The 24,867-nt window shown below is 40.4% G+C and carries 21 protein-coding genes; 8 read left to right on the plus strand and 13 right to left on the minus strand.

Annotated features, from left to right (window positions below; translation table 11 throughout):
• Window positions 1-79: 79 nt before the first annotated feature.
• Genes LEP1GSC185_RS08700 through LEP1GSC185_RS08710 form a run of 3 tightly spaced genes read right to left on the minus strand, consistent with a single transcriptional unit; the run spans window position 80 to window position 3,152 of the window.
• Complete coding sequence (locus LEP1GSC185_RS08700; protein ID WP_008590523.1) at window positions 80-1,333, minus strand: C40 family peptidase; 1,254 nt, start codon at window positions 1,331-1,333, stop codon at window positions 80-82.
• Entirely contained in the window at window positions 1,330-2,622 is a 1,293-nt protein-coding gene (locus LEP1GSC185_RS08705) for a peptide MFS transporter (protein ID WP_008591593.1), read from the minus strand. Before LEP1GSC185_RS08705 ends, LEP1GSC185_RS08700 begins: the two co-directional genes overlap by 4 nt.
• Window positions 2,595-3,152 carry a cob(I)yrinic acid a,c-diamide adenosyltransferase gene (locus tag LEP1GSC185_RS08710; protein ID WP_008591055.1) on the minus strand — a complete coding sequence of 186 codons (558 nt, stop codon included), beginning with the start codon at window positions 3,150-3,152 and terminating at the stop codon, window positions 2,595-2,597. The genes LEP1GSC185_RS08705 and LEP1GSC185_RS08710 overlap by 28 nt, the downstream gene beginning before the upstream one ends.
• 308 nt (window positions 3,153-3,460) lie before the next feature.
• Here LEP1GSC185_RS08710 and LEP1GSC185_RS08715 point away from each other — a divergent pair, with 308 nt between their 5' ends.
• On the plus strand, window positions 3,461-4,312 hold the full coding sequence (locus LEP1GSC185_RS08715) for a flagellin N-terminal helical domain-containing protein (RefSeq protein ID WP_008596549.1): 852 nt from the start codon (window positions 3,461-3,463) through the stop codon (window positions 4,310-4,312).
• A gap of 79 nt (window positions 4,313-4,391) precedes the next feature.
• Here LEP1GSC185_RS08715 and LEP1GSC185_RS08720 read toward each other — a convergent pair whose 3' ends face one another.
• From LEP1GSC185_RS08720 to LEP1GSC185_RS08755, 8 genes are all read right to left on the minus strand, one after another.
• Window positions 4,392-4,700, minus strand: a complete 309-nt coding sequence (locus LEP1GSC185_RS08720; protein ID WP_008591420.1) for a hypothetical protein — start codon at window positions 4,698-4,700, stop codon at window positions 4,392-4,394.
• 117 nt (window positions 4,701-4,817) lie between these two features.
• Window positions 4,818-5,081 carry a BufA2 family periplasmic bufferin-type metallophore gene (bufA2, locus tag LEP1GSC185_RS08725; protein WP_008590321.1) on the minus strand — a complete coding sequence of 88 codons (264 nt, stop codon included), beginning with the start codon at window positions 5,079-5,081 and terminating at the stop codon, window positions 4,818-4,820.
• 19 nt (window positions 5,082-5,100) lie between these two features.
• Window positions 5,101-8,388 carry an efflux RND transporter permease subunit gene (locus LEP1GSC185_RS08730; RefSeq protein ID WP_008591668.1) on the minus strand — a complete coding sequence of 1,096 codons (3,288 nt, stop codon included), beginning with the start codon at window positions 8,386-8,388 and terminating at the stop codon, window positions 5,101-5,103.
• A 10-nt stretch (window positions 8,389-8,398) separates the two neighbouring features.
• Window positions 8,399-9,487, minus strand: coding sequence for a heavy metal-binding domain-containing protein (locus tag LEP1GSC185_RS08735; protein ID WP_008590538.1), 1,089 nt, complete (start codon window positions 9,485-9,487; stop codon window positions 8,399-8,401).
• Window positions 9,474-9,923: an LIC13259/LIC11441 family protein gene (locus LEP1GSC185_RS08740; RefSeq protein ID WP_008589492.1), complete on the minus strand. Its 450-nt coding sequence runs from the start codon at window positions 9,921-9,923 to the stop codon at window positions 9,474-9,476. Before LEP1GSC185_RS08740 ends, LEP1GSC185_RS08735 begins: the two co-directional genes overlap by 14 nt.
• A gap of 10 nt (window positions 9,924-9,933) precedes the next feature.
• Window positions 9,934-11,304 (minus strand): TolC family protein, encoded by a 1,371-nt coding sequence (locus LEP1GSC185_RS08745; RefSeq protein WP_008590965.1) that lies wholly within the window; start codon window positions 11,302-11,304, stop codon window positions 9,934-9,936.
• 36 nt (window positions 11,305-11,340) lie between these two features.
• Window positions 11,341-11,760, minus strand: a complete 420-nt coding sequence (locus LEP1GSC185_RS08750) for a hypothetical protein (protein ID WP_008590758.1) — start codon at window positions 11,758-11,760, stop codon at window positions 11,341-11,343.
• A gap of 48 nt (window positions 11,761-11,808) precedes the next feature.
• A complete protein-coding gene (locus LEP1GSC185_RS08755) occupies window positions 11,809-12,894 on the minus strand; it encodes a CehA/McbA family metallohydrolase domain-containing protein (RefSeq protein WP_008589668.1) in 1,086 nt (361 codons plus the stop codon).
• Window positions 12,895-13,067: 173 nt separating this feature from the next.
• On the opposite strand from LEP1GSC185_RS08755, the gene LEP1GSC185_RS08760 reads away from it, so the two are divergent.
• Window positions 13,068-14,099: a glycosyltransferase family 2 protein gene (locus tag LEP1GSC185_RS08760; RefSeq protein WP_010515585.1), complete on the plus strand. Its 1,032-nt coding sequence runs from the start codon at window positions 13,068-13,070 to the stop codon at window positions 14,097-14,099.
• A gap of 198 nt (window positions 14,100-14,297) precedes the next feature.
• Here the strand turns inward: LEP1GSC185_RS08760 and LEP1GSC185_RS08765 are convergent, their stop codons facing one another.
• Window positions 14,298-15,929, minus strand: a complete 1,632-nt coding sequence (locus LEP1GSC185_RS08765; RefSeq protein WP_008590723.1) for an ArnT family glycosyltransferase — start codon at window positions 15,927-15,929, stop codon at window positions 14,298-14,300.
• A 383-nt stretch (window positions 15,930-16,312) separates the two neighbouring features.
• Window positions 16,313-17,161, minus strand: coding sequence for a flagellin N-terminal helical domain-containing protein (locus tag LEP1GSC185_RS08770; protein WP_010515586.1), 849 nt, complete (start codon window positions 17,159-17,161; stop codon window positions 16,313-16,315).
• Between the two features lie 337 nt (window positions 17,162-17,498).
• Here LEP1GSC185_RS08770 and ispH point away from each other — a divergent pair, with 337 nt between their 5' ends.
• The 6 genes from ispH (at window position 17,499) to LEP1GSC185_RS08800 (ending at window position 24,801) form a co-directional block, all read left to right on the plus strand.
• On the plus strand, window positions 17,499-18,437 hold the full coding sequence (gene ispH / locus LEP1GSC185_RS08775) for a 4-hydroxy-3-methylbut-2-enyl diphosphate reductase (RefSeq protein ID WP_008590225.1): 939 nt from the start codon (window positions 17,499-17,501) through the stop codon (window positions 18,435-18,437).
• Window positions 18,438-18,569: 132 nt separating this feature from the next.
• Window positions 18,570-20,648, plus strand: coding sequence for a PAS domain-containing sensor histidine kinase (locus LEP1GSC185_RS08780; RefSeq protein WP_008591341.1), 2,079 nt, complete (start codon window positions 18,570-18,572; stop codon window positions 20,646-20,648).
• Complete coding sequence (locus tag LEP1GSC185_RS08785; RefSeq protein ID WP_008589865.1) at window positions 20,641-21,912, plus strand: ATP-binding response regulator; 1,272 nt, start codon at window positions 20,641-20,643, stop codon at window positions 21,910-21,912. The genes LEP1GSC185_RS08780 and LEP1GSC185_RS08785 overlap by 8 nt, the downstream gene beginning before the upstream one ends.
• Before the next feature lie 19 nt (window positions 21,913-21,931).
• A complete protein-coding gene (locus LEP1GSC185_RS08790) occupies window positions 21,932-22,294 on the plus strand; it encodes a response regulator (RefSeq protein WP_008591692.1) in 363 nt (120 codons plus the stop codon).
• A 12-nt stretch (window positions 22,295-22,306) separates the two neighbouring features.
• Window positions 22,307-22,690 (plus strand): STAS domain-containing protein, encoded by a 384-nt coding sequence (locus tag LEP1GSC185_RS08795; protein WP_008590232.1) that lies wholly within the window; start codon window positions 22,307-22,309, stop codon window positions 22,688-22,690.
• Window positions 22,690-24,801 (plus strand): chemotaxis protein CheA, encoded by a 2,112-nt coding sequence (locus tag LEP1GSC185_RS08800; protein ID WP_008591250.1) that lies wholly within the window; start codon window positions 22,690-22,692, stop codon window positions 24,799-24,801. The genes LEP1GSC185_RS08795 and LEP1GSC185_RS08800 overlap by 1 nt, the downstream gene beginning before the upstream one ends.
• Window positions 24,802-24,867: the final 66 nt, after the last annotated feature.

Consider the following 24,867-nt stretch of genomic DNA (forward strand, 5'->3'; position numbering starts at 1 on the left):
TTTTTTCTAAAAACCCTCTGTGTCTCAGCGCCTCTGCGTGCCCAAAAAACTGCGACTCTTAATACTCTGCGCCTCAGCCTCAATTCACAACTTTCTTAAATACCCGCCGGGACATCACAAAACGATCTATCCACCATTTCATTCTGATCTTGTCTATGACTACTCCACGGGTGGAAGATGCATGAGCAAATTCTTCTCCATTCAAGACCATACCTACGTGAGTTACCTTGGATTGATTTGGAGAAGCGGAGAAAAAAATTAGATCCCCAGATCTCATTTCGTTATGAGAGACTCCTGTTCCCATTTTAGTTTGAGCGCTGGAGGCACGGGACACCATTTTTTCAGGAACACCAATACGACCGTCCGTCAAAACCCTGAAAGTAAATCCCGAACAATCCGTTCCGGTTTTTGCTGCATTCGCCCATTTATAAGGAGTTCCTACCCATTCTTTCGCAACTTTTTGCAGCGTAGAAGAAGATAAAGTCTCCCAACTTTCTTTTGTAGGTTTATCCGGTTCCGTCGGTTCTCCGGGTTCGGGCAAATTTGGAACTAAGGGAGGATCAGGCAAAGGTTCAATTCTTGGTCTATCTCCGATCACGATCCCGCCTACTTCTTCCAAAGAAGTCTCTACCGCGCGAGCGGATGCAAATTTTTGCGGAGTTGATACCTTCTCCCCTTCATGCAATTTTTTTAAATTAGAAAGAAGAATATAAGATGCCCCATCCATTTTAGAATCGAGTACTGCCTTAAAAGCAGTTTCCGTCTTTGTAAAAGGGATACTTCTACCTTTTGTGGGGAATTGTGTAAGGATTTTAGAAGCTAAACGGTTTTCCGGAAAATCAACTAGCTTACCTGCGATAAGAGCCCTTCCACCTGCAAGCACAGAAAACCCGTCCCATTTTTTTTCCATGGCGGCTTCAACAAAACGATTTCGGACTTCTTCTCTAATCCCCGCTTTTTTGGTTTCTTTAAAATATAAACCTATATAACTGAAGTCTTCTTTGGAAATTTCTCTTTTGGAAACAACAGGAATCGCGTCTTCTGCTTCTTCGAAAGTGAGACCTTCCTTGACTGCAAAGTCCAGATTTACTATGAGTTCTGCCGTTTTTTCCGGGGTTACTCCTTCTAAGATTGCCCAAGGGATCACATTTTTAGTGATCTTCAAAACTTCTTTGCTGCCCGCTCTTTGTCCTAATTTTTGAAAAACGGAGTTTTTAATGAGAAGAGTTTGGGATCTGTCCCAATCCGATTTAAGCAAATCCTCAAATGGATCCGCAAATATAGAAAAGGAGAATAAAAGAAGAAGGCAACCGACTAAGATCCGTATTCTCATTTTACACCATGCATCCAAGATTCTAGTTTTTTACGGAATGAAAATAGACCGATAGCAGTGATCGTAGGTAAAAAGAAAAAGATCAGGAAAAATCCTGACAAGGATTCTCTTCCCCCCATGAACCTAGTCAATTCTCCTGCAAGTACGTGAGCAAAGAAGTTTGCCAAAAACCAAAATCCCATCATCATTGAAGCGACTTTTACGGGAGCTAATTTTGTGACTAAGGACAAGCCTACAGGTGATAGGAATAATTCTCCGATAGTTAAAAGTAAAATGGAAAGAATGATCCAAATGGAGGAAAATTTTTCAGTAGAACCGTAAGTGACCAGGGAAAGAAGAAGATATCCTATTCCCAAAACGATCAGTCCCAAACAAAACTTGGTCACAGTGGAAATATGTCTTCCGGCTTCTTCGAATTTTTTCCAAATCCAAGAAACCACTAGAGCCAAACTTACCACAAAAAACGGATTGAGAGATTGGTAATTCGCAGAAGGAACTTCCCATCCTAAAATATTTCTGTCGACATATCTATCAATGATTAGGCTTAAAGAAGAACCGATCTGTTCGTAGGAAGCCCAGAATGTGATCGTAACGGCGGAGAAAACCATAATCGCAAAAATTCTTTCTCTGCTTTGTTTTGGATCTTCCGTATCTGGTTCCGAATTGGATCTGTTTCCATTCGCCAAGAATGCTTCCGGATTCACTCTTCTTCCTAAAAAACCGAATATGATCAAGCCGATCAACATTCCAATTGCAGCGATACCGAATCCGTAATGCCAACCTTTGTACTCAGCAAGATTCGCGCATGCCCAGGTGCCTAGGATCGCGCCTAGGTTGATCCCGAAATAGAATATAGTAAAACCTGAATCTTTTAGTTCAGGTTTACCTTCTAATTCGTAAATTCTTCCGACAACTGTAGAGATACAAGGTTTAAAAAAACCGTTTCCAGCAATCAGAAGTCCTAGTCCTAAATAGAATGTCCAAATCCCGTTGAATGCCAAGGAAAGATGACCGAACATCATGAGCACTCCACCTAAGAAGATGGAACGTTTATATCCTAAGAATCGGTCCGCTAATAAACCGCCTAGTATGGGGGTCAGATACACGAATCCATTATAAAATCCGTATATTCTACCCGCCTTCGCGTCTTGCATTAAAAGTTCTTTTGTCAAAAATAGAACAAGAAGTGCTCTCATTCCGTAAAAAGAAAATCTCTCCCACATTTCCACGAAGAAGAGAACATACAAACCTCTAGGATGAGTTATTTGCCTTTGGCTCTGGATTTCCATTCTGGTTCCGGGATTTTAGATTCGAAATTTGCGTATCTTGCCGCTACGAAAAGATGATCGGAGAGTCTGTTTAAGAAACGTAGATTTTCTGGAAAGATCTCATGACCTTCTTCTTTATAGCGTACCAATTCTCTTTCCAATCTTCTGGCCAAGGTTCTGGCAACATGGAGAAAAGAAGAAGATGAGGACCCGCCGGGAAGAATAAAATTTTTCAGCGGAAGAAGTGATTCCTGCCAATGATCGATTTCTTGTTCCAATTCGGAAATATCCTCTTCCAGGATACAGGAAGAGTCATCTTTCTTCTTGAATCCTGCAAGTTCGGATCCTAATTCAAAAAGCAGATTTTGGATCCTTTCTAGGGAATTCTTTAATTTGGAATCTTTTGTTAGGAAAGAAATTGCGACTCCGATCGAGGAGTTCAGCTCGTCAGCTGTTCCATACAATTCTACCCTGGGATCCGATTTGGAGACCCTGGTCCCAGATGCCAAGGATGTGCTTCCGGTGTCTCCCTTTTTGGTATAAATTTTCATGATTCGGCCTGAATTTAGGGGACAGAATCCGAAAAAGTTCTGAAAATTCCCGCAAGAAAAGCAGTTTTAACGGAAAAAAAGTTGCGAAACAACTAAAGTGAGTGGTAGGATGAGGGCAGATTTTCCCTCTTTTGGATTATCGTCGGCAACGGCTTTAGTCTTTAGGAAAAAATCTAAAAAAATCTCCCCATATATATAAGGGAGTGAAATTCGCAGTGGATATCCGGGTTGCCCGGGAGGTTCTCCCCTCCTAAAAGCCCGGCCAATGGTTCGGACGGATCCGAACTCTAGCTACAGGGAGGTTGTTGATGATTATCAATCACAACATCAGTGCTCTTCGTACGAATAACGTACTGAAGACAGTCAATCACGAGCTGGACAAAACCACAGAAAAATTATCAACCGGTATGAGGATCAATCGTGCCGGTGATGATGCATTGGGATTTGCAGTTTCCGAAAGGATGCGTACCCAGATCCGTGGTCTTGCTCAAGCAGAAAGAAACGTAATGGATGGAGTTTCCTTTATCCAAGTCACCGAAGGGAACTTGGAACAAGTGAATAATATTCTCCAAAGATTAAGAGAATTATCCATCCAAACTTCCAACGGGATTTACTCGGACGACGATCGTAAACTAGTTCAATTGGAAGTAGACCAACTCATTGAAGAAGTGGACAGGTTGGGTAAATCCGCCGAGTTCAATAAAATTCGTCCATTGAGCGGGGCCTACTCCAAGGATTCCAAAAATCCGATCCAATTGCACGTGGGACCGAATCAAAACGAGAAGCTGGAAATTTTCGTGGATGCAATGAATGCCGGCGCTCTTCAATTGGAGAATAACGGGAAAAAACAGACTTTGTCTACTCCCGCTTCTTCTAATGCGATGATCGGTATTCTGGATAACGCGATCCAAAAGGTGAACAAACAAAGATCCGATCTAGGAGCTTATTATAACCGTTTGGAAATTACGGCGGAAGGTCTGCAGGCAAACTATATCAATATGGTTTCGGCAGAAAGTCGAGTAAGGGACGCGGATATGGCAGAACATATCGTGGACTATACCAAAAATCAGATCTTAACCAAAAGTGGGGTCGCTATGCTTGCCCAAGCAAACATGAGGCCGGAACAAGTGGTGAAACTTCTGAGTGAAAGATTCGGATAGAAAGAACAGATTTTCTGAAAATTCGAAGAGACCCGTCCTGGAAAGGACGGGTTTTTTTATTACAAGAGTGTAATGGAAATCAAAATTTGTCGGCTTGCGCTTTGTAAGCGGCAGCTTCTTTTTCACAATGCTCCGACAGTTTTTCATACTTTTTCTTTTCTGCGGCGTCTGCAGTAGCTTTTCCGCCATGAGAAAGTCCGGCTAAGGATTTGTATTTTTCAGCCAACTCCTTATGGTCTTTTGCCTTTTTATTAAAGTAATCTTTTGCGATCTTTTTTAGATCCGGGGTGGTAGCTTCTGCGATGAGTAGATTGTCCAACTCGGTAAATGCAGAGAGATTACCGACCAGGATCAGGGAGAAAAGAATTGTTGCTAAGGTCTTTTTCATACGAACTCCTAATATGTGCCCGCTAAGATTATGGGCACCATGTCCTATAGTCAATATTAAATTGATAGAATTTATATTAACATTTAACGAAATGCGAATTGATAAATGTCCTAAAATTTAAGACTTTTTAAAAGTCCCTTTTTTTGCATCGCATTCTTTTTTCGTTAAGGAGATCCATCCCTTCCCCTTGCAGGAATTTTGTCCTGAGCAGGAATTTCCGTTTGTATGACAGTCGCTTTTTCCTTTGCAGGAATTGACCCCATGACATTCTCCTTTTGCGTTATCCGAACCAGATTCCTGTTTTTCGGAAAATACTTCTCCGGATAGAAATAGTCCGGAGAGCGCAGCTCCGATGATCAGTTTTTTGGCAGTATTGTTCATTTTTTTGGTCCCTATTGTTTTAAATGGATTTCGTTCTTTTCTTCTTCGTTAGCGGAAGGACAGGCAGGATATTTTCGAGTCTTCCCTCCTTCCAAAGCATGTATATAGGAGGATATACTAAAAGTTCCAGAATAAAACTGGTTACCAGTCCTCCTACCATGGGGGCAGCGATTCTTTTCATAACGTCCGAACCTGTGCTGGCAGACCACATGATCGGTAAAAGTCCCATCATTGCTGCAAGAACGGTCATGATCTTAGGTCGTATCCTATGTACCGCGCCATGTATGATCGCTTCAATTAGATCTTCTTTGGTTCTCAGTCTTCCTTTTTTCTTGGCGTCCTCGTAAGAAAGGTCCAGATACAAAAGCATAAATACTCCGGTTTCAGCATCCAGTCCCATAAGTGCGATCATTCCCACCCAAACTGCCACTGAGACCTGGTAATCTAGGATGAAAAGAAGTCCAACCGCACCTATCAAAGAAAACGGCACCGCAAGTAGAACGATCGAAGTTTTTATATAAGATTTAGTATTAAAGTACAATAACAAAAATATAATGAAGATTGTCAAAGGAAGAATGTACATCATCCTCTCTCTTACACGTATCATATTTTCGTATTGACCGCTCCAAACTATCGAATACCCCGGAGGAAGAAGGATGGATTCGGATACCTTCTTTTTAGCCTTATCTACAAAACCCCCGATATCGGATGTGGAAGGATCAACATACACATAACCTGCCAAAAACCCATTCTCGTCCCGGATCATAGAAGGACCGGTTTTTGCTCCGATATTCGCAATTTCAGAAATTGGAATATGGCCGAATTCTTTTGTAGGGACAAGTATCGTTTTGATCTTCTCCAAAGAATCTCGAAGCTCACGAGGATAGCGCACATTGACGGAAAAACGTTCTCTACCCTCTATGGTTTGGGTAATCGGTTCTCCTCCGATAGCTGCTACTATGATCTGTTGTGCAGTCTCTATGGATATATTATATCTTGCTAATTTTTCCCTTCTTAAATTCAGATCTAGGAAATATCCTCCGGCGGTTCTTTCCGCGAAAACGCTTCTAACATTTTTGTCCGTTTTAAGAAGAGATTCTATTTTTATCCCTATGGATTCTATTTCTTCCAATGAAGAACCTAAGATCTTAATTCCGATCGGAGTTCTCATACCTGTGCTAAGCATGTCTATCCTGGTCTTGATCGGCATGGTCCAAGCATTCGTGGCTCCCGGAAATTGCATCTCCTTGTTCATCTTCTCCACTAACTCATCTTTAGTTAGCCTTTCCGATACAAATGGGAGGAACGGATATTGAAATATCCTTGGCCAATTGGAAAAAAATCGATCCGCCTTTCTCCATTGGTCTTGGGGTTTTAGAAGAATGACAGTTTCCATCATAGAGAATGGAGCCGGATCCGTCGCAGTATCGGAGCGTCCTGCCTTTCCAAATACTCGTTTTACTTCAGGAAAACTTTTCAGTTTTTTATCCATCGCTATCATGAGTTTTTCTGCCTCTGCAACGGAAATCCCAGGTAAGGTAGTAGGCATATATAAAAAGGATTCCTCGTAGAGTTGCGGCATAAACTCGGAACCCAGACTAAAATAGACAGGAATCGTTAAGACCACCAATGCCGCTGCGGAAGCGATGATCGTTTTAGGTCTATGCAAAACATAACGACAGGCGGGTTCGTAAAATCGGAATAGTACTTTGCTTACAGGATGTTTTTCTTCCGGATAATATTTTCCGACAAGCATCGTAGTTGCGATCTTAGAAAGAAATACATTCTTAAATCGGAACGGCTCCATTCTAGTGAATAACATTCTGACAGCCGGGTCCAAGGTGATGGCCAAGAATGCTGCCACTGCCATCGCTATATTTTTAGAATATGCTAGTGGACGAAATAGCCTACCTTCTTGGTCTACAAGCGTGAATATAGGAAAGAACGCCACAGCTATCACAAGCAGAGAGAAGAACACGGAAGGTCCCACTTCTAATAATGCCTCTAATCGGACCGCATGATAATCCCCAATTCTACCTCCTGCTTCCCATTCTTCTAATTTTTTATAAGCATTCTCTACTTCTACGATCGCTCCGTCTACCAGCACACCGATAGAGATCGCCATTCCCGCTAATGACATGATATTTGCATTTATATCCAATAGGTTCATTGGAATGAAAGCGATGATCACTGAAATCGGGATCGTAAGTATGGGAATAATTGCGGAAGGAAAATGCCATAAGAAGATCAGGATCACTATGGAGACAATGATCATCTCTTCTACCAATTTGAATTTTAAATTGCTGATAGCGTGTTCAATAAGTTCGGATCTATCATAAGTGGTGATGATCTCTGCGCCTTTAGGCAGATTTTTTTTAATTTCTTCTAACTTGGTTTTAACCCTTTCGATAACGGAGAGTGCGTTTTCTCCATGACGCATGACTATGGTGCCGGCGACTACGTCCCCTTCTCCATCCAAGTCGGCAATCCCTCTGCGAATATCTGGTCCGAACTGGACGGATGCTACGTTTTTGAGAAGCACTGGAGTTCCGTTTGCATCCGTAGAAAGCGGAATATTTTCTATATCTGTCAGAGAAGAAAGATATCCTCTTCCTCTTACCATATACTCCGCACCTGAAATTTCCAGCAATCTTCCACCGGTTTCCTGGTTGCTTTCCCTTACTTTTTGTATAACGGTCTCAAAATCCACATTATAAGATCTTAATGCATTCGGATGGATCGTGATTTGGTATTGTTTTTTGAACCCACCGATCCCAGCGACTTCGGAAACTCCCGGAACTGAATTCAAAAGATAACGCAATTGAAAATCTTGGTATGTCCTCAGGTCGACGAGAGAATTATTCCCTGTTTGGTCGATTAAGGCATATTGGTAGACCCAACCAACGGCGCTCGCATCTGGACCCAATTCGGTTTTTACACCTGCCGGAAGTGAAGGTTGGATCCTGGAAAGATATTCCAATACTCTGGATCTAGCCCAATAGATATCAGTACCGTCTTGAAAAATCACATAAACATAGGAAAAACCAAAATCTGAAAATCCTCTTACAACTTTGATATTAGGAGCGCCTAAAAGAGAAGTGATGATCGGATAGGTAACCTGGTCTTCCATGATATCCGGACTTCTGTCCCAACGCGAGTATACGATCACTTGTGTGTCCGAAAGATCAGGGATCGCATCCAATGGGATTGTTTTCATGGAAACATAAGATGCGACGAGTATCGCCAGAGTGACGAGTAAAACTAAAAATTTGTTTTCTGCGGAAAAACGAATAACGGATTGGATCATATTCTTTTCCTTAATGTGCATGAGAATCAGAGCCGAATCTGATCTTAGCTTCCGAATCGATCAAGAATGTGGATTCGGTCACAACTCTTTGGTCTTCCCGAACACCGGATAAAATTTCGACCCAAGGATCTATATTTTTTCCTGTCTGAACGGAAACCGCCTGGAACCTGTCAGGTGCAGTTTGAACATACGCAATCTTTTGTTTTCCAGTGTCTAAAATTGCGGAAGTCGGAACGGACAATACTTTAGGAAGAGAAACTTCTATCACTGCGTCTCCGAACATCTGAGGTTTTAAAAGTTGGTTCGGATCTGAGACCTCGCTTCTTAATCTAAGTGTGCGGTTGTTTTTATCCAAGATCACATCTATACTTTTGATCTTTCCTATGAATTCCTTTTCGGGATAAACATCCGTTTTAAATTTTATAGGAAGTCCAACCTTGGCGGTGGTAAAATCGGACTCATAGATCTGGGAATAGATATGCGCTCTGCCCGATTTACCTCCTAATATCAACTCGGATGGGTCTCTTGCGCCGGATGTCCAAACACGTATCTGGTCCAGACCCAAGCCCAATTGTCTAAGCCTCAATTGAAGATTTCGAATGATCTCAGGAGAAAGAAATTCGGAAGAACGAATCGCTTCTTTGTATTCACTCAATGCAGAATACAATTCCGGATCGTAAGCAACACTAGAATACGCACTGATCTTTTTTACCAGGTTCCGTCTGCTCACCAATTCCGTCTTGATCCCGATAGACTGTTGTTTTTCAAAGGAAAGGATCAACTCTTTGGAATTATTTTCGGAAGAGGGTGTGGGCAGATGAGAAGAATGATCTTCACCTGCCGTAGCCTCCGCTACTTGCAAAGAATTGTTCACGTTAGTATGATCCTTATGCTCGGAAGATTCTTCTCTCTTAACCAGATCCATGTTACAGATCGGACAGGTTCCGGGACGATCCGAAGTATAATGGGGATGCATCGGACAATAATAGATGTCTTTCTTAGAAGAACAATCCATCACCAAAACTGTAAATATTAGAATCGCTAGAAGTTTTCCGATCCATCTTAAAGGTGAAGAGGTTAAAAGATCACTTGGCTTCATGAATGATCTCTCCACAACTTTTCATTTTGGGATCGTATGGGTTTTTGATTTCCTTGCCGGACGCCAACCATTTCTTTTTAAGCATTGGGCAGTAGAAAATAGATACTCCGGATCTGTCATGATGGCCTACGATCGATTCTAATTCTTGGGATAAACGTTCGAATAATTCTCTTTTTCTCGCAATATCTGTAGTTTTACCCAATTCTTCCACGATCGGAAGTGCTTTCTTAAATTTCTCAGTATCTTTTTTGTGATCCGCGTTTTCTTTCAGGAGCTGGACCAACTTTTGAACGTCGATACTTCCCGGAGTCTCGGAATATATAGAAGAATGGATTTTGGCAACCTCTCTCAGAACGAATGTTTCCTTTCCTTCATGAGCGAATAGATTTCCTGCGGTCAGGAATAAAATTAAAAATATATAATGTAACTTCTTCATTTTTTCATCCTCAGTTATGTTTAACATGTTCCGGAGTTTTGTTGTCTTTATAGATAAAACTTAAGAGTTTTAACGTATTTAGAATGGATTCGTTCTTTCGCTCTTTCAGATCTTCTAAACGTATTTTGGTATTTAGAATCTCCGTTTGAGCAAGAAGAGTATCCTGCACATTCACCTTTCCGGAAGCATATTGGAAGGAGCCTGCTCTTGCTGATTTTTCCAATTCAGGGATCAGCCGTTTTTCTACCAAACGGATTTGGTTCGAAACACCTTTAATATAGGCCAAATTCCGGTTTAATTCAGAGAACATTTGTATTCTTGTTTTTTCCACGGAATCCTTACCTACTTCCGCCAGATGTTCCGTTTCTCCCGTGATAGAATTCCATTTAAGAGCGGACCAAACAGGAACCCTCATATTTACTCCGAAGCTGAAAAGATCTCCTCGGTATTCAGTGGTATCCATAAGTCCATAGTTCAACGGGCCTTGGTCCAGAGCGAAAGTTTGGGATCTGCGCTTCATATAGGAGAAAAACACTTCTGTTTGGGGCGCGAGAGAATATTTAGTAAGTTTTGCCTGTTCTTTTAAACGTTTTTCCTCTTCCATCTGTATCTTATATTCCGGAGAATCCTCGATCAAGGAAATTTGTGCGGAGACTAATGTCTCTAATTCTTCGTTCTTATTCTCTAAGAACGAATCCAAATCGATCGAATATATATCGGAGAATGTAATCTTATCGGAAACCTGATAGTATTCTAGTTGGGACTTAAGGTCTTTCAACTGAGTGGAATATTCCGTTTCCTTTTCGATTGCTTCCGTTTTGGCAACAGTTGCCTTCAAAACTCCGGACAGAGTGTTCTCACCATAAGAATATGAGTTTTCGCTAATGGACTTTTGAGCGCCGAGCAGGATCAATATTCTTTCATTAATTGCTTTTTTCTTTTCGGCATATTTGTATTTGTTCAATCTGCTGAAAAAATCCCCTAAGATCCGATTTACTCCAGCTATATAGGCAAAGTTCGACTCGGTTTGCATTAGTTTGGAGATCCTTTTTTCGGTACTTAATTTTCCGGGAAAGGGAAACTCTTGGGACACTGACAATTCTATCCCTGTCATCGTAGGAGTATCCAATGCCCGATCGGAAGTGGAATACCCGCCTCTAGTGGGATAATTTCGGAAAGCCACTCCTATTTTAGGATCCGGTAATATACCTGTGGCTTCGGAATGTGATTTGTGAGCCTGGGAAAGTCCAGCCAAAGATTTTGACTCAGGGTGTTCTTTCACTAAAACATCTAAGATTTCTTCCAGGTTCCTTTTTTCCGCGTATGCTGCGGACGAAAATAATGTGTAAATTGATATTAAGACAATAAGTCTCGGATTCATATTTCCTCCTAAAGATCAAAAGGGAGAAAATACGGATTAAATGAGGAAAACTTGAAGAGTGCTTAAGCTAATGGATTGTGATGAAGAGATCGGAATATAAGAATCGTCCAGAATTACGTTTTCTAACACGATTTGCGGAGAATTCAATTCCGAAGTGAATAAAAAGATTAGGACTTTATGTAATCCTAATTTTTCCCAGTCCAAAAGTTTGGAAAGATCTAAAGAGGCTACGCCATTCTCTTTAGGGCAACATTCATTGGAAGAGGAGTTATTCTTTTGCGCGGAATTTTCGGACTTATGACAAGGTGGAACTTGGGAGGTTTCCTTTTGTTTTTCGAGATAGGACATACTCACCGGACAATTTCCGGTAAGATTATAAACGGACACACAAGCGATTTGTAGAAGAAATCCGATCGCTAATATGGAACCGATTGTCTTTTTAGATCCTAAACCCATGACCTTTCTTTATCTGACTCTACGAATTAGAGAAAAGTCAAGAAAAATCTATAGTTTCTGAAAGAATGGGTTACTCAAAATAATCGCAGTCGGATAGATTATTTGGACTCTTACATACAGATCAGTGGGTTTCATTTTGTAATATCCTTTGTTCTGGTAGGAAGTATGAGAAAGAATTTCAGAATTTTGTCCAATAAAGTCGACGCTGATTGGAGTATCTTCGAAACTAAAATGGATCTCGCTTTCCGAATTTAAACCTAAAGGACCTAATTTTGGCTCTTCTAAACTTCTTTCCATTTTGCGAACGCAAAGATAATTTCCTTCTTTTAAGGAACGAAGGACCTCTTTCTCATCCAAACTATCTGTATTTACAAGAAGATATCTCATCAAAGATTCCCCTTCTTGTTTGTATATTTCTGAACTTAGGTCCCGCCAATTCGGGATCCCGGAAGTTCTAACTCTTAAATATTCATCCCTAGGTAGATAATGTAGATCGTCAGAGGACATGCAGAAGGAAGGATGTTTTTCGCTCAGTAGTTTATCCCAGAATTTAGGAATATCTCCGAAAGGGCTCAAAACTTCTAATGCATCGTATTCTTTTAGTTGGGATAAAAGTTTTAAAGGAAAGGATTCGTTTAAGAGAGGGTGGTTAATTACTACAAATCCATTTTTAGATCGGAGTTTATCGATTACCCATTGTAGATTTTCAGGATCCGCATACAAAGGAAATAGATCATAACTTGCTTCTTCCAGACCTAAAACACTTAAATGCCTTTTTCTAAGATTGGTTCCCCATTCATATCCTTTGATCTGAGCAAGTTTTGGAGAATCGGGGTGAGTGATCCTTTCGTAATCGGTGAAGCCTAATATTTTGTAGCCATTAGCCGCATAGACCGTTTCTATCTCTTCCGGCGAATTCCTACCGGGGGTGAACCAGGTCCGATTCGTATGCAAATGAATTCCAGCCTTCTGGAGTTTGAGTTTGGTATTTCTTTTATATGGATTAGAATACTTTTCCCAATCGACAGAAGATCGAAAAGTATCCACTCTAAAAATTGCCCAAGTAAGCAGATTTCCGAGCAAAAGTATCCCGAAAAAGATAGAAACTAAGAAGATTATCTTGCTTCTTTTCATTCTATCGCTAGTACATAAATCAGGTTCTAAGCGAAAACTAGAATTCCATATTTGGAATGTTACAACTTGCATACGATTTCAAATTTAGATTGTTAGGATTCATCGATCTGTAACAGAGAAGATCCGAATTCTGGATGATTCTTCACTCACACTTAGAAGAACTCAATCTTAGAATGAAACCCTTCCCTCTTGTATTGGTCCTTCCTGCATATAATGAAGAACTTACCATAGAAAAAACCGTTTTGGAATTTTATAAAGAGATCCCGAATGCATATTTTGTGATCGTGGATAATAATTCCAAGGATAAGACCTCGGAAATTTCCAAAAAGGTTTTGGTGGAGCATTCCATATTTGGAGAAGTCCTTTTCGAACCGAGACAGGGAAAGGCGAATGCAGTTCGAACGGCATTCACTAAGATCGACGCGGAAATTTATATCATGTGTGATGCTGATCTGACCTACCCTGCATCAAAGATACATTCTATGATCCAAACCTTAAAGGAAAGAGATCTCGACATGGTTGTGGGAGATCGTTTGAGCGAGGGAGATTACGGAAGGGAGAATAAGAGAAGATTCCATTCTACTGGTAACAAACTTGTTCTTACACTAATTAATTTTCTATTCGGCACCAAGCTGAAAGATCCAATGAGTGGATATCGAGTATTCTCTCGTAGATTCGTTAAAAATTATCCGATCCTATCTTCCGGTTTCGAGATAGAGATAGAAATGACATTACACGCTTTAGATAAAAGGTTCAAATTGGAAGAGATCTCTGTTCCGTATAAAGATAGACCTGAAGGAAGTTTTTCCAAATTGAATACCATCCGGGATGGATACAAGGTAGTGAAAAACATATTATGGATCTTTAAAGATTATAAACCGATGCACTTTTTCGGATTTTTTTCCGCGGTCTCCGGTATACTATCCTTAGTCGCTGGAACTCCCCCAGTTCTGGATTATATCAAATATAGATATGTGTATCATGTTCCTTTGGCGGTGCTTGCTATGGGTTTAATGTTGTTTTCTTGGATCCAAATTGCGATCGGACTTGTCTTACACACGGTTTCTAAAATCCAAAGAACCAATTTTGAATTGAGATTGATCCAAGCCGAAATGGAAACTCCGATTTGGAGTCAAACAATGATTACCGCTGCTTCTCAACGATCCTCATATAGAGAAAAGAAGGTCGCGAGCGGAAGTAATTAAGTTTTCGTCGGAACTCCTACGCGGGTAAGGACCGCCCCCACCCTGAATCTTGGGTGGTGGGGAGTGGCCCGTGGGAGAACTCGCCTTTCCTATATCACAAAAAAGCCAATCATACAATCTAAATCTTGCTCCTAAAAAATTGGAACGTAGATTCCTTATTCCATCTGCCGATTTTCGCGCAGAACTTTCCTTCTACATTTATTTAGGTGAAGAATCCAAAAGTACAATCCCATTTTCAGCGGAAACTTCCTGAAAATTTCTTTGTGGATATGTTAATACCAATTCCAATACGCTGTTTCGATTGCAGATGATTGAAAGTTTTTCCTCGGAATCTAGCAGAAATGTTTCGTCTTTAAACTTATAGCTTCCTATCGTATGGATCTTTTTTTCTCTGTAAAACATAGGATAGAAAGAAAGATATTTATAATATACGATCAGATTCCTCGATTTCTCCGCTTTATCATACAGTCGAAGATTTCCATCCTGTAAAAAGGATATGATCTTAGGAGTGATCGTGGTTGATAGAACTCCCGCAAAGACCAACATGGAAGCCCAGGTTGAGGCTAGAAAAAGATCCTTTCCTTTCTCCTTCCCTTTTTTGAATGACTGTAATCCTGCAAAACCGATTAGAATTCCGAAAATGAGAACTAATCCGGAACTAGAATCCCAGAAATCGAAGGATGGTAACAACGCCTTGTTAATTCCCATTGTAGAACTAGAATACTCTGAAATCTGAGGCAAAAGCAGAAATATTAAACCTACAATCAATCCGATTCCTAAGAAAGAAAGTGAGAAAGAAGTCGATTTTAAAATCTCCGATTTTTCTAAAATTAAATAAGACGAAAAGAAGGATAAAGGAAAATAGATAGAAGAAGAATAATGAGGAAGTTTGGTTTGAACGATCGAAAAGATCAGTAGCACTATTCCCAACCAAATGAGAAAATAACGTGAAATTCTTGAAATTTTAGGATCGGCAAAAATTCTCCAGTTTTTTACGCCCGGTAATAAGAGCGCAGTCCAAGGGAAGAACCCTATAAACATTACGATAAAATGATAGAACCAAGGTCCAGTATGGGATTCTAAAGACTTTGTTAAAAGTTTCTTCTGGAAATCGAAAAATTGAACTATAAACTCGTTTCCATAAAAGATAAAATTTGTGAGATAATAAAAACTTAAAACAACTACAGAAATGAATCCAAACAGTATAAAATCTAAAATCCTGATTTTAAAATTTTTATCTAAAAGTCGATTTGCTGCAAAAATAAAAAGTGGAATTGCCAATCCTAATGGGCCTTTTGTCAAAACTGCAATCCCAGCAAAGAATGCTGCAGACAAGATCCAGATCGCCCTAGAACGAAAGTCCCCCTTCTCATTTGTTTCATATAAATACAAAGAAAGAACGGATGCTAAAATGAATGTATTGAATAAATGATCTATATAAGCTGTTCTTGCAAGAAGAAGAGGCAAAAGAGAAGCTGAATATAAAAATGCCCAAACATATCCGAACTTTTTAGAATGTAAAATTGTTCCGAATCGGACCAAGATCATAAAAGACAAGATCCCGCTAAAAACGGAAGGAAGCCTTGTGGAAAATTCAGAAAGACCGAATGCTTTATAGAATAGATTCGCTAGCCAAAAGTAAAATGGAGGCTTTTCACTAAAAGGCTGACCGTTAACTTGGATCCTGAAATATTCTCCGGTTTCCAGCATGGACTTGGATGCTGCTCCGTAAATATTTTCGTCCCAATCGATGAGAGAAAAACTTCCTAATCCAAAAATTAGCAATAAAAGATAAACTAAGAGTGTAATCGGTAAGTATAAATTTCGCATCGATGCAGAAGTTTCCTTTTAGAGAAGAGTCATACTTCTCCCCTTCCAAAAATGTGAAGGCCTCCGCTTTCGCATTCTAAAACTGATCTTTATGATTCGTATTCGATTACAATTCGGATAAATTTCGTATTAGGTATTAAACTTGCGGGGACTAGAGTTTTGCAAAGATTAAAGTTCGGTATAAAACTTTCTGATCATTTCTTCTAAAACTAAGAAGGCAAAAAAAAGCCTAACTTTCGCTTACGAGAAGTTAGGCTTCAGAGTCGTACGGCGATTTATAATAAATATAAATCCGTGGTCCCGTCGAAAGAACCAACATTAGCTTAAGGCCAGCTCCCCTGCCGGAATACTACTAAAGTCAAGCCGGCAGGTTAGCTATCGAATTACTTCAATAGCTGGAGCACGGTTTGCGGTTTCATGTTCGCCTGAGCGAGCATCGCAGTGGCAGCCTGAGTCAGAATTTGATATCTGGTAAAGCTGGTCATTTGCTCAGCCATATCAGTATCACGAATTCTTGATTCAGCAGCTTGGATGTTCTCATAAGCGTTCATGAGTCCCTTAGCAGCATGTTCCAGACGGTTGTAATAAGCTCCTAAGTCTGCTCTTTGTTTAGAAATTAATCTAAGAGCATCGTCAGCGAGACCAATTACGGAGTTCGCTTTTCCCGCCGTAGAAAGAGAGATGAAAGTCAGAACGGTCGGGTTTCTTAATCCCAAAGCCGCAGTGTTCATCGTTTCGATATACACTCTTTCTCTTTGGTGCATGTTAGCACCCATATGGAACCACATACTTGCGGTTGGGTTCAAACGAGCGAAAGCTCCAGTAAGGAGTTTCATTTTGTTGAACTCAGCCTGAGAAGCAATCCTGTCGATCTCGTCGACCAACTGAGATACTTCTACTTGTATTTGTTGACGGTCTTCTTCGGTATAAATACCGTTCGCAGCTTGCACAGCAAGCACGCGGATCCTTTGAACAACTTCATGGGTTTCTTGCAGATACCCTTCCGCTGTTTGGATCAAAGACATACCGTCTTCAGTGTTTTGTTCCGCCCTGCGCAAACCTCCGACCTGTGTCCTCATTTTTTCAGACACGGCCAAACCGGATGCATCATCACCTGCACGGTTGATTCTCATACCGGAAGACAACTTTTCGATGTCTTTGTTCATGCTTTCGCTATTGAACTTCAAAGTTCTATGAGCGAAGATGGCACTGATATTGTGGTTAATAATCATTCGGTTCCTCCTTGAATCCGAATCTCTCCTAAGAGAGAATTTGATTTTCCTAGAGGTCTTCCTTGACCTCTTCCCCTTGAAAATCGGGAGGATTCCGGAATTGGAAGAGATACTTTTTTCTACCAAAAATAGATAAAAAATTCCTTCCTTCCTTAAGTGTATATGTCGCTTGTAAATGGTCCGGGCGCCTCCTTCGCTGGCTCAGGATCGAGCTGCTCCGGGTTCGGGCCTGGCCCTCATCCCGACTTCGTCGGGACTTCGCCCGCCGCATCTCTGGCGCGGATCCTGGATGCGAAAATGCTTGCGTCATTAGGCAGCCCAAACAGTCTGAAAGCAGATGCTTGAAAAAATCTATCTAGCGAATCCCCGCGGTTTCTGCGCCGGTGTCAAATACGCAATTTCCTATGTGGAACAGGTTCAATCCAATTCCGAGGAGCAGATCTATGTCCGCAAAGAGATCGTTCATAACCGAAGGGTCGTGGAAGATATGAAAAAAAGAGGCATCAAGTTCATTAACGAATTGGGCGAAGCTCCGGACGGTTCCACAGTTGTCTTCTCTGCTCATGGAGTTTCTCCTGAAGTTGTAGAAGAAGCAAAACGTAGGGGAATGAAGATCGGAGACGCCACATGCCCCTTAGTCACCAGAGTTCACAGAAAAGCACGCAGATATAAAGACTCCCACCAAATCATCTATATAGGCCACCAAGGACATGACGAAGCAATCGGTACAATGGGAGAAGCCCAAATGTTCCTTGTAGAATCCCCGGAAGATGTCCAAAAATTGGTCGGAAGATTAGATTTAAACAAACCTATCACCTATCTAATGCAGACCACTTTATCAGTGGCTGACACCAAACTTGTGGTAGAAAAGATTTCGGAATTATTCCCGAGCGTAGAACATCCTGCCAAGGATGATATTTGTTACGCAACTACTGAAAGACAAGAAGCAGTTTCGTCCATGATGGATGCGATAGATGCGATGATGGTGATTGGAGCGGATAACAGTTCCAACTCTCTCAGGCTTCTACAATTGGCTCAAAAATCAAAACCTTCTTCCTTTAAAATAAGTTCCTTAGAAGAATTAAATAAAGATTATATAGCTAACTCCGAGATCAAAATTTTAGGGATCACGGCAGGCGCTTCTACTCCTCAGATCCTCGTGGACGAGATCATTTCTAAGCTCATTCAATTCTACCCGAAAGCTGTTTTGGATCTTTTCCCCGATTCGAGGGAGGATTCCATGAGCTTTAAATTGCCTGCAAATCTTTTGATGTAGTCACTTCGACAATCCCGTTATGTCTCAGATCGCACGCATTTGATCGATTTGACTTAAAATAAGTCATTTTTGTGGAATTTTCCGCTAAAATGGTTGAATTAAGTTTATTTTCGCTTAAATTCTCTGGCCTATATGGTCGCGGAAGATCTGCAGTTCGACACAGAAACCGGACTTTTTCAAATTATCGTTTCCCAAACGTCGGACGCAATTCTTGTTACAGACGCGGTATTAAACGAGAACGGACCTTCTATTGTTTTTGTTAATCCCGCATTTTGCGAACTGACCGGATATAGAGCGGAGGAACTGATCGGAGGTTCTCCTAAAATTTTATTCGGTAAAGAAACCGACAGAAGAATATTACAAAATCTTAAAAATTGCCTCTTACGAGGAGACTCCTACTCTTCTTCCACGATCAATTATAAAAAAGACGGAACTAAATATCATTCCGAATGGAAAGTCTCTCCGGTTAAGGATCAAGACGGAAATATTACAAATTTATTATCTATCCAGAGAGATATCAGTGAAAAGATCCGAAGAGAAGACTTAACCGCCAAAAGACTTAGATCTGAAATGGGGCTCACTGCGGCTTCTCAGATCTTATTGAATACAACACATGAAAGTTTTACGATAGAAAGAGCGATCGAACATTTTCTGGTATTGGTAGAAGCTGAAAGGATCTATCTATATAAAAAGACCGCAAATCCGGATGTATTGGCTTTACAGGCGGAAATCAAAAGTCCATATTCCAGCGCCACTCTTATGGAAACTCATCCGGAAATTTCGCTCTCCAGTAAATTCGCAAGATGGAAACCGTATCTTCTCAGGAATGATATTATCGAGTTTAGAACTTCAGAGCTTCTAGATTCTGAAAAGACATTTTACCAAGGTAGAAGAACGGACACCATTCTTCTATTTCCGATCAGAATGTCCGGAGATTGGTTCGGATTTTTGGGAATGGAATTCTTTCAACATGAATTAGGACCGGATGAACAGTTTACATTTAGGACATTCGTGGACCTGTTAGGTTTCTATTTGGAAAGAATGTCCATATTAGAGGAATTAAAGATTCATAAAGAAAACCTAGAGGAAACGGTCGTTAAAAGAACAAAAGAACTCTCTATTCAGAAAGAAAAGGCGGAAGCGGCAAGTACCGCTAAAAGTGATTTTCTTGCCAATATGAGCCATGAACTTCGTACTCCGCTGAATGCGATCATTGGTCTTTCCAAACTAATCAAGATAGAGGATGAAAATTCCAACGACAAGAGGTATCTGGACCTTATCCATAAATCAGGATTACATTTATTAGGTTTAATTAATGATATTCTAGAACTTTCCAAACTTAACGCCGGAAAATCCTCTTTTTATTTTTCAGAAATGGATCTAAGGAAGGAACTCGAACAGGTGGTAGAATTCCTAGAACCGGAACTTATAAGAAAGCATCTACATTTAGTTTGGGATGAGCCCAAAGAAATTATATCCATGATCTGGGGAGATCCTAAAAGAATTCGACAGATCTTTTTAAATTTGGTCGGAAACGCCGTAAAATTCACAGCGGAACAAGGTTCTATTTATCTTTCCATTAAGAGAGAAGGAAAAGATTGGGTCGCAGAGATCACTGATACTGGGATCGGCATCCCAGACTCCGAGCAGAAAAAAATTTTCGATGCATTCTATCAGATTAGAAATTCAAGATCCAGAGACACGGAAGGAACGGGACTCGGACTTTCTATAGTTCAAAAATTAGTCGAGGCTCATGGAGGAAGTATCCGAGTTAAAAGCCAACAAGGGATCGGAACTACTTTTTATCTGAACCTTCCTATACTTGAACAGAGTCCGAAACAATCCAAACCCAGAAAAAATTTTGCGGGAGCGTATCCTGAAAAATTAAAAAATTTCTGCCTTATCCGATTAGAATTATCCAATCAAAAAAATGCGGAACTTCTCACTCATTTTTTCAAAAAGCAAAACCAACCGTTATCGTTCAAGGAGGTTAGAAAGGATAAGAAGATCATTCTATTCCAAGATTCTAATTCTACTTTGAAAGAAAATATATCTGAAATTTGGAAAACAGTTCTGATCCTTCCGGAAGAGTCGCAGGATTTTGAAAAAAAATATTCCAAGGAGAATTTTGACTTTGTACTATCACAGCCAATTTCCTTGGACGAATTAAAATTAGTATTAGAAGAATTGGCGGACCAAATCAATGACTAACTCTACGAGTTCAGTGATCAAAAACAAACAAGAGAGAAAGAGCGTTGTCCGAGACCCTATACTTATAGTTGAGGATAAGTTGGAAAATACCCTAATGCTCGAAGCTCTTTGCGACGAGTTCGGGATACAATACCAGTCTGCTTCCAATGGAGAAGAAGCGCTGGAGATGGCTAAAACCAATAAATATTCCTTTTACATAGTGGATCTCATGATGCCAGTAATGGATGGCCCTACTTTTATCCAAAGACTGAAGGAATTCCAACCGGATGCGACTGTACTTGTTCAAACCGCTCTGGACTCGACAGACACAGTGATCGAGGTGATGAAGCTGGGAGTATTCGATTACATCATCAAACCGATCCTTCCGGACCAGTTCCATAAAGCTCTAAACAAGGCAGTAGACTATCGTTTTTTGAAAGCGAGCGAAGCTGCGATCTTGGAAGCGGAAAGTTTGAAACTAAGAAATCAGCTCGAATGGTTAACCTATAAGGAAACAAGAAGAAAAGCCGGAGACGAATCCTGGGAAAAATCGTCCATACATTCTTTGCAGACTTCCCTCTCTCAAGGGTCCGGGATTGGAGCGATCATCAGTCTTTTGGATATGATCAAAATTGAAATGAAGGAAGATGGAGATAATTATCTAATTAATAAAAGTATGATGAATCTGGTGATTGAAAATCAGGAAATCACCAAAAATCTGCTGAACGGCCTAACTCAGCTATTAGAGATCATAAATCGAAATCTTCAGAAAAGAAAGATCAAGGCTTCGGAACTTGTGGAAAAAATCAAACGTTCCGCCGAGTTCATCCAACCGTATTTAGAAAAGAAAGGTCTTAGACTTTCCTTACCAATTCTTAAGAAGGAGGTCGAACTAGATATTGAAGTGGATCTGTTTCTTCTCGCTTTGGAAGAAGTGATCTTGAATGCATACAAGTATTGTGCCCCCAAAACCTCTTTAGAAGTGTTTACAAGCATTAACCAAGGTTACTTTTGCGTTGTGGTAAAAAATATCGTAGATGAAAAACCTTATGGAGGTGTCGACGAAAAACATGAGAATCTTGTGTTGCAGCCGTTCTTCCGTATTCATCCGCCGGTAGAAAGTGTATCTCACTTGGAAAAATTCGGTTTAGGCTTAGGGCTCACTGCGGTTGATCAAATTCTCAGAAAACATAACGGTCTATTCTTTATCCATAATGCTAAGGATCACACCGGTGAACAGGTTCGTCTTTGTGTGATGAGCGAATTATTATTACCTATTCAGTGAGAATGACAAGAAGGAGAATATGAAAAAAATCTTAATCGTGGATGATTCTGCCGTGTTTCGAAAGATACTTACCCTACATCTTTCTCAAGCTTCCTTTTCCGTAATAGAGGCAGAAGACGGACTCCAAGGATTGGAGAAGTTGAAAGAAGGTAAAGTGGATCTAGTAGTAAGCGACATGAATATGCCGAACATGAACGGCATATCTTTCGTAAAGGCGATCAAAGAGGATTCGAATCATAAATTTGTTCCGATCATCATGCTAACCACTGAATCCCAAGATGAACTTAAAAATGAAGGTTTAAAAGCAGGTGCGAAAGCCTGGCTTACTAAACCGTTTTCTCCGGAAGAACTTTTAAAAACGATACAGGTTTTACTCGTATAATCGGGAAATTTTATGTCTTTGGAAATAAAAGTATCTGAACTCGGGCAAAAAAATTCCAGACCGATCTTTCATTTGGATCTTTCTGGAGAGGCTTCTATTTATTATGCTTCCGATTGGAAGTCCAAATTGCAGCCGCTTCTGGATAGAAATCCAATCCGGGTGGAGATAGATACGTCTGCCCTGGAAAAGGTGGATTCCAGTTTCGTTCAATCCTTAATTTTACTCAAAAAAGACTCACTGCATAAATCCTGGGATCTTGCTATTATAAACCATCCGAATTGTTTATTAGAATTTTATGATCTTTATGGTCTGATCGGATTTTTTCAGGACCGTATCCGTATTTCTAAGAAGGATTCCTCTTCCTTTAAATTTTCTTACGGTCTGGAGAAGGTATAATGGATCTTTCCGAGATCAAAGAAGCATTCATACAGGAGTCTCTGGAATTATTGTCCGGGGCCGAATTACATCTTTTACGTATGGAAAAAGGAGAACTCGACGAGGAAGCAATCCATTCCATGTTCCGATCCGTTCACACGGTAAAAGGGACTGCCGGAATGTTCGGTTATGAATCCATAGAAGAATGTTCTCATGAGCTGGAAACCCTACTCGACCTTGCAAGATCGGGAAAGACTGAGTTAGATCCAGCTAAGATCGACTTTTTATTAAGAGCAATAGACCATTTGAAAAGGATCGTAGGGGATCCAATCCCGGGCAAAAACTTAAATCCGGAATTAGAAGAGGAGCAGGCGAAAATTATAAAGGAGGCCCGAGGATTTACAGGTAAAACTCCTGATAGAAAAGAAATAAAAGACTCAGCAAATGATTCAGATCTGGGCAAAGATAAGCAGGAAAAACAAGGAACAGTAAACTCTAACTGGCAGATCACATTCTTTCCTGGCGAAAATATCTTTAGGGACGGAATGGATCCATTCTCTTTTTTAAAATATCTTAGGACCATCGGAGAGATCCAATACTTATACGTATATAAAACAAAACTACCCGATTGGAATAATTGGGATTCGGAAAATTGTTATCTAGGTTACGAGGTACAACTCAAATCAGTTGCGGAGAAGAAGGATATAGAATCGGTCTTTTCTTTCGTAAAGGATTCCTCCTTTTTGAGAATTGTTCCTCCGAATTCTTCAGAAGAAGTATTTTATACGATTTCAAACGAGATCCCGTGCGAAAAGCAAGAATACTTTAAGGCTCTTGAATTACAGGGACTTCGCTTACAAACGACAATTTCCTTTCAACCTTCCGAAACTTCTAAAGAGCAATCATCTTTCAAAAAGACGGACATAGAAAAAACTCAAACCAATCAAATCGTTCCTAAACTCATCCGTATCGACTCTGCAAAAGTCGACCAATTAGTGAATCTTGTCGGAGAGCTGATCATTTCAGAAGCAAGTTTAGGACGTTTACTTGCGGATAAGGAAGACTCAGATTTGAACGAATCCGCCGAAATATTATCCAGACTAGTGGGAGAGATACGGGAAACCGCAATGGCTCTTAGAATGGTGCCTATCGGAGAACTTTTCGAAAAGTATAGAAGGACCGTAAGAGATATTTCCTTGGAACTAGGAAAGGAAGTGGACTTCGAAATTTTAGGAGGAGAAACGGAGTTAGACCGATCAGTAATCGAAAAAATAAACGATCCTATCGTTCATATATTAAGAAATGCTTTAGATCATGGAATAGAACCCAGCCAAGAAAGAACAACTCTTGGAAAATCCCAAAGAGGAAAATTAAAGATACAAGCCTCTCACTCCACCGGGAGCATTTCGATCGAGATTTCAGACGACGGTAAAGGGATCAATCATGAGAAGATCCGACAGAAGGCGATCGAAAAAGGTTTAATAGATCCTGCCCAAGTATTAAACGAACAAGAAATTTTTAATCTTATTTTTCAGCCGGGATTTTCCACGGCGGAATCCATCACAAGTCTTTCCGGCAGAGGTGTTGGAATGGATGTCGTACTTCGAAATATAGAATCGTTAAGGGGATCGGTGAATGTACAATCCGAATTTGGAAAAGGTTGCGTATTTTCCATTCGCCTCCCTCTTACACTCGCAATTATAGACGGATTTTTAGTTAGATCTTGCGATTCTTACTTCGTAGTCCCAATGGATTGGGTTAGAGAGACAATGGAGTCTGAACTCCAACTTCGACCAGAAGAGATTGCCGGTTCCATTAATCTGAGAGGAGAAGTTCTTCCTATCTTACACTTAGGAAGGTTTTTAGGTCTCCCTGATCCGGATGAGGGAAGAAAGAACGTACTCGTTTTAGAACATGACGGTAGAAATTTCGGGATATTAGTGAATGATCTGCTGGGCGAGATCCAATCAGTGATCAAACCATTGAATGAAATTTTTAAGGGAATTCAATGTATTAGCGGGACTTCCGTTTTGGGTACGGGAAAGATCGCATTCATCCTGGATGTGCCTGGGCTTCATTCCCTCTTGAAGATCCAAAGAACTAATCTAAGAGATAGATCATTCGCTCACTGAACTGAGCGTATCAACAAATGAAATAATTAATTTATAGAATAGGTAAATCGTATGAGACAGGGTAAA

Origin of the sequence: Leptospira licerasiae serovar Varillal str. VAR 010 (assembly GCF_000244755.1) — a bacterium.
Lineage (GTDB): Bacteria > Spirochaetota > Leptospiria > Leptospirales > Leptospiraceae > Leptospira_B > Leptospira_B licerasiae.

Excerpts from the sequence above, each read along its gene's own strand:
- LEP1GSC185_RS08700 (WP_008590523.1), bottom strand. The coding sequence starts at position 1,333 with ATGAGAATACGGATCTTAGTCGGTTGCCTTCTTCTTTTATTCTCCTTT.
- LEP1GSC185_RS08705 (WP_008591593.1), bottom strand. The coding sequence starts at position 2,622 with ATGGAAATCCAGAGCCAAAGGCAAATAACTCATCCTAGAGGTTTGTAT.
- LEP1GSC185_RS08710 (WP_008591055.1), bottom strand. The coding sequence starts at position 3,152 with ATGAAAATTTATACCAAAAAGGGAGACACCGGAAGCACATCCTTGGCA.
- LEP1GSC185_RS08715 (WP_008596549.1), top strand. The coding sequence starts at position 3,461 with ATGATTATCAATCACAACATCAGTGCTCTTCGTACGAATAACGTACTG.
- LEP1GSC185_RS08720 (WP_008591420.1), bottom strand. The coding sequence starts at position 4,700 with ATGAAAAAGACCTTAGCAACAATTCTTTTCTCCCTGATCCTGGTCGGT.
- bufA2 (WP_008590321.1), bottom strand. The coding sequence starts at position 5,081 with ATGAACAATACTGCCAAAAAACTGATCATCGGAGCTGCGCTCTCCGGA.
- LEP1GSC185_RS08730 (WP_008591668.1), bottom strand. The coding sequence starts at position 8,388 with ATGATCCAATCCGTTATTCGTTTTTCCGCAGAAAACAAATTTTTAGTT.
- LEP1GSC185_RS08735 (WP_008590538.1), bottom strand. The coding sequence starts at position 9,487 with ATGAAGCCAAGTGATCTTTTAACCTCTTCACCTTTAAGATGGATCGGA.
- LEP1GSC185_RS08740 (WP_008589492.1), bottom strand. The coding sequence starts at position 9,923 with ATGAAGAAGTTACATTATATATTTTTAATTTTATTCCTGACCGCAGGA.
- LEP1GSC185_RS08745 (WP_008590965.1), bottom strand. The coding sequence starts at position 11,304 with ATGAATCCGAGACTTATTGTCTTAATATCAATTTACACATTATTTTCG.
- LEP1GSC185_RS08750 (WP_008590758.1), bottom strand. The coding sequence starts at position 11,760 with ATGGGTTTAGGATCTAAAAAGACAATCGGTTCCATATTAGCGATCGGA.
- LEP1GSC185_RS08755 (WP_008589668.1), bottom strand. The coding sequence starts at position 12,894 with ATGAAAAGAAGCAAGATAATCTTCTTAGTTTCTATCTTTTTCGGGATA.
- LEP1GSC185_RS08760 (WP_010515585.1), top strand. The coding sequence starts at position 13,068 with ATGAAACCCTTCCCTCTTGTATTGGTCCTTCCTGCATATAATGAAGAA.
- LEP1GSC185_RS08765 (WP_008590723.1), bottom strand. The coding sequence starts at position 15,929 with ATGCGAAATTTATACTTACCGATTACACTCTTAGTTTATCTTTTATTG.
- LEP1GSC185_RS08770 (WP_010515586.1), bottom strand. The coding sequence starts at position 17,161 with ATGATTATTAACCACAATATCAGTGCCATCTTCGCTCATAGAACTTTG.
- ispH (WP_008590225.1), top strand. The coding sequence starts at position 17,499 with ATGCTTGAAAAAATCTATCTAGCGAATCCCCGCGGTTTCTGCGCCGGT.
- LEP1GSC185_RS08780 (WP_008591341.1), top strand. The coding sequence starts at position 18,570 with ATGGTCGCGGAAGATCTGCAGTTCGACACAGAAACCGGACTTTTTCAA.
- LEP1GSC185_RS08785 (WP_008589865.1), top strand. The coding sequence starts at position 20,641 with ATGACTAACTCTACGAGTTCAGTGATCAAAAACAAACAAGAGAGAAAG.
- LEP1GSC185_RS08790 (WP_008591692.1), top strand. The coding sequence starts at position 21,932 with ATGAAAAAAATCTTAATCGTGGATGATTCTGCCGTGTTTCGAAAGATA.
- LEP1GSC185_RS08795 (WP_008590232.1), top strand. The coding sequence starts at position 22,307 with ATGTCTTTGGAAATAAAAGTATCTGAACTCGGGCAAAAAAATTCCAGA.
- LEP1GSC185_RS08800 (WP_008591250.1), top strand. The coding sequence starts at position 22,690 with ATGGATCTTTCCGAGATCAAAGAAGCATTCATACAGGAGTCTCTGGAA.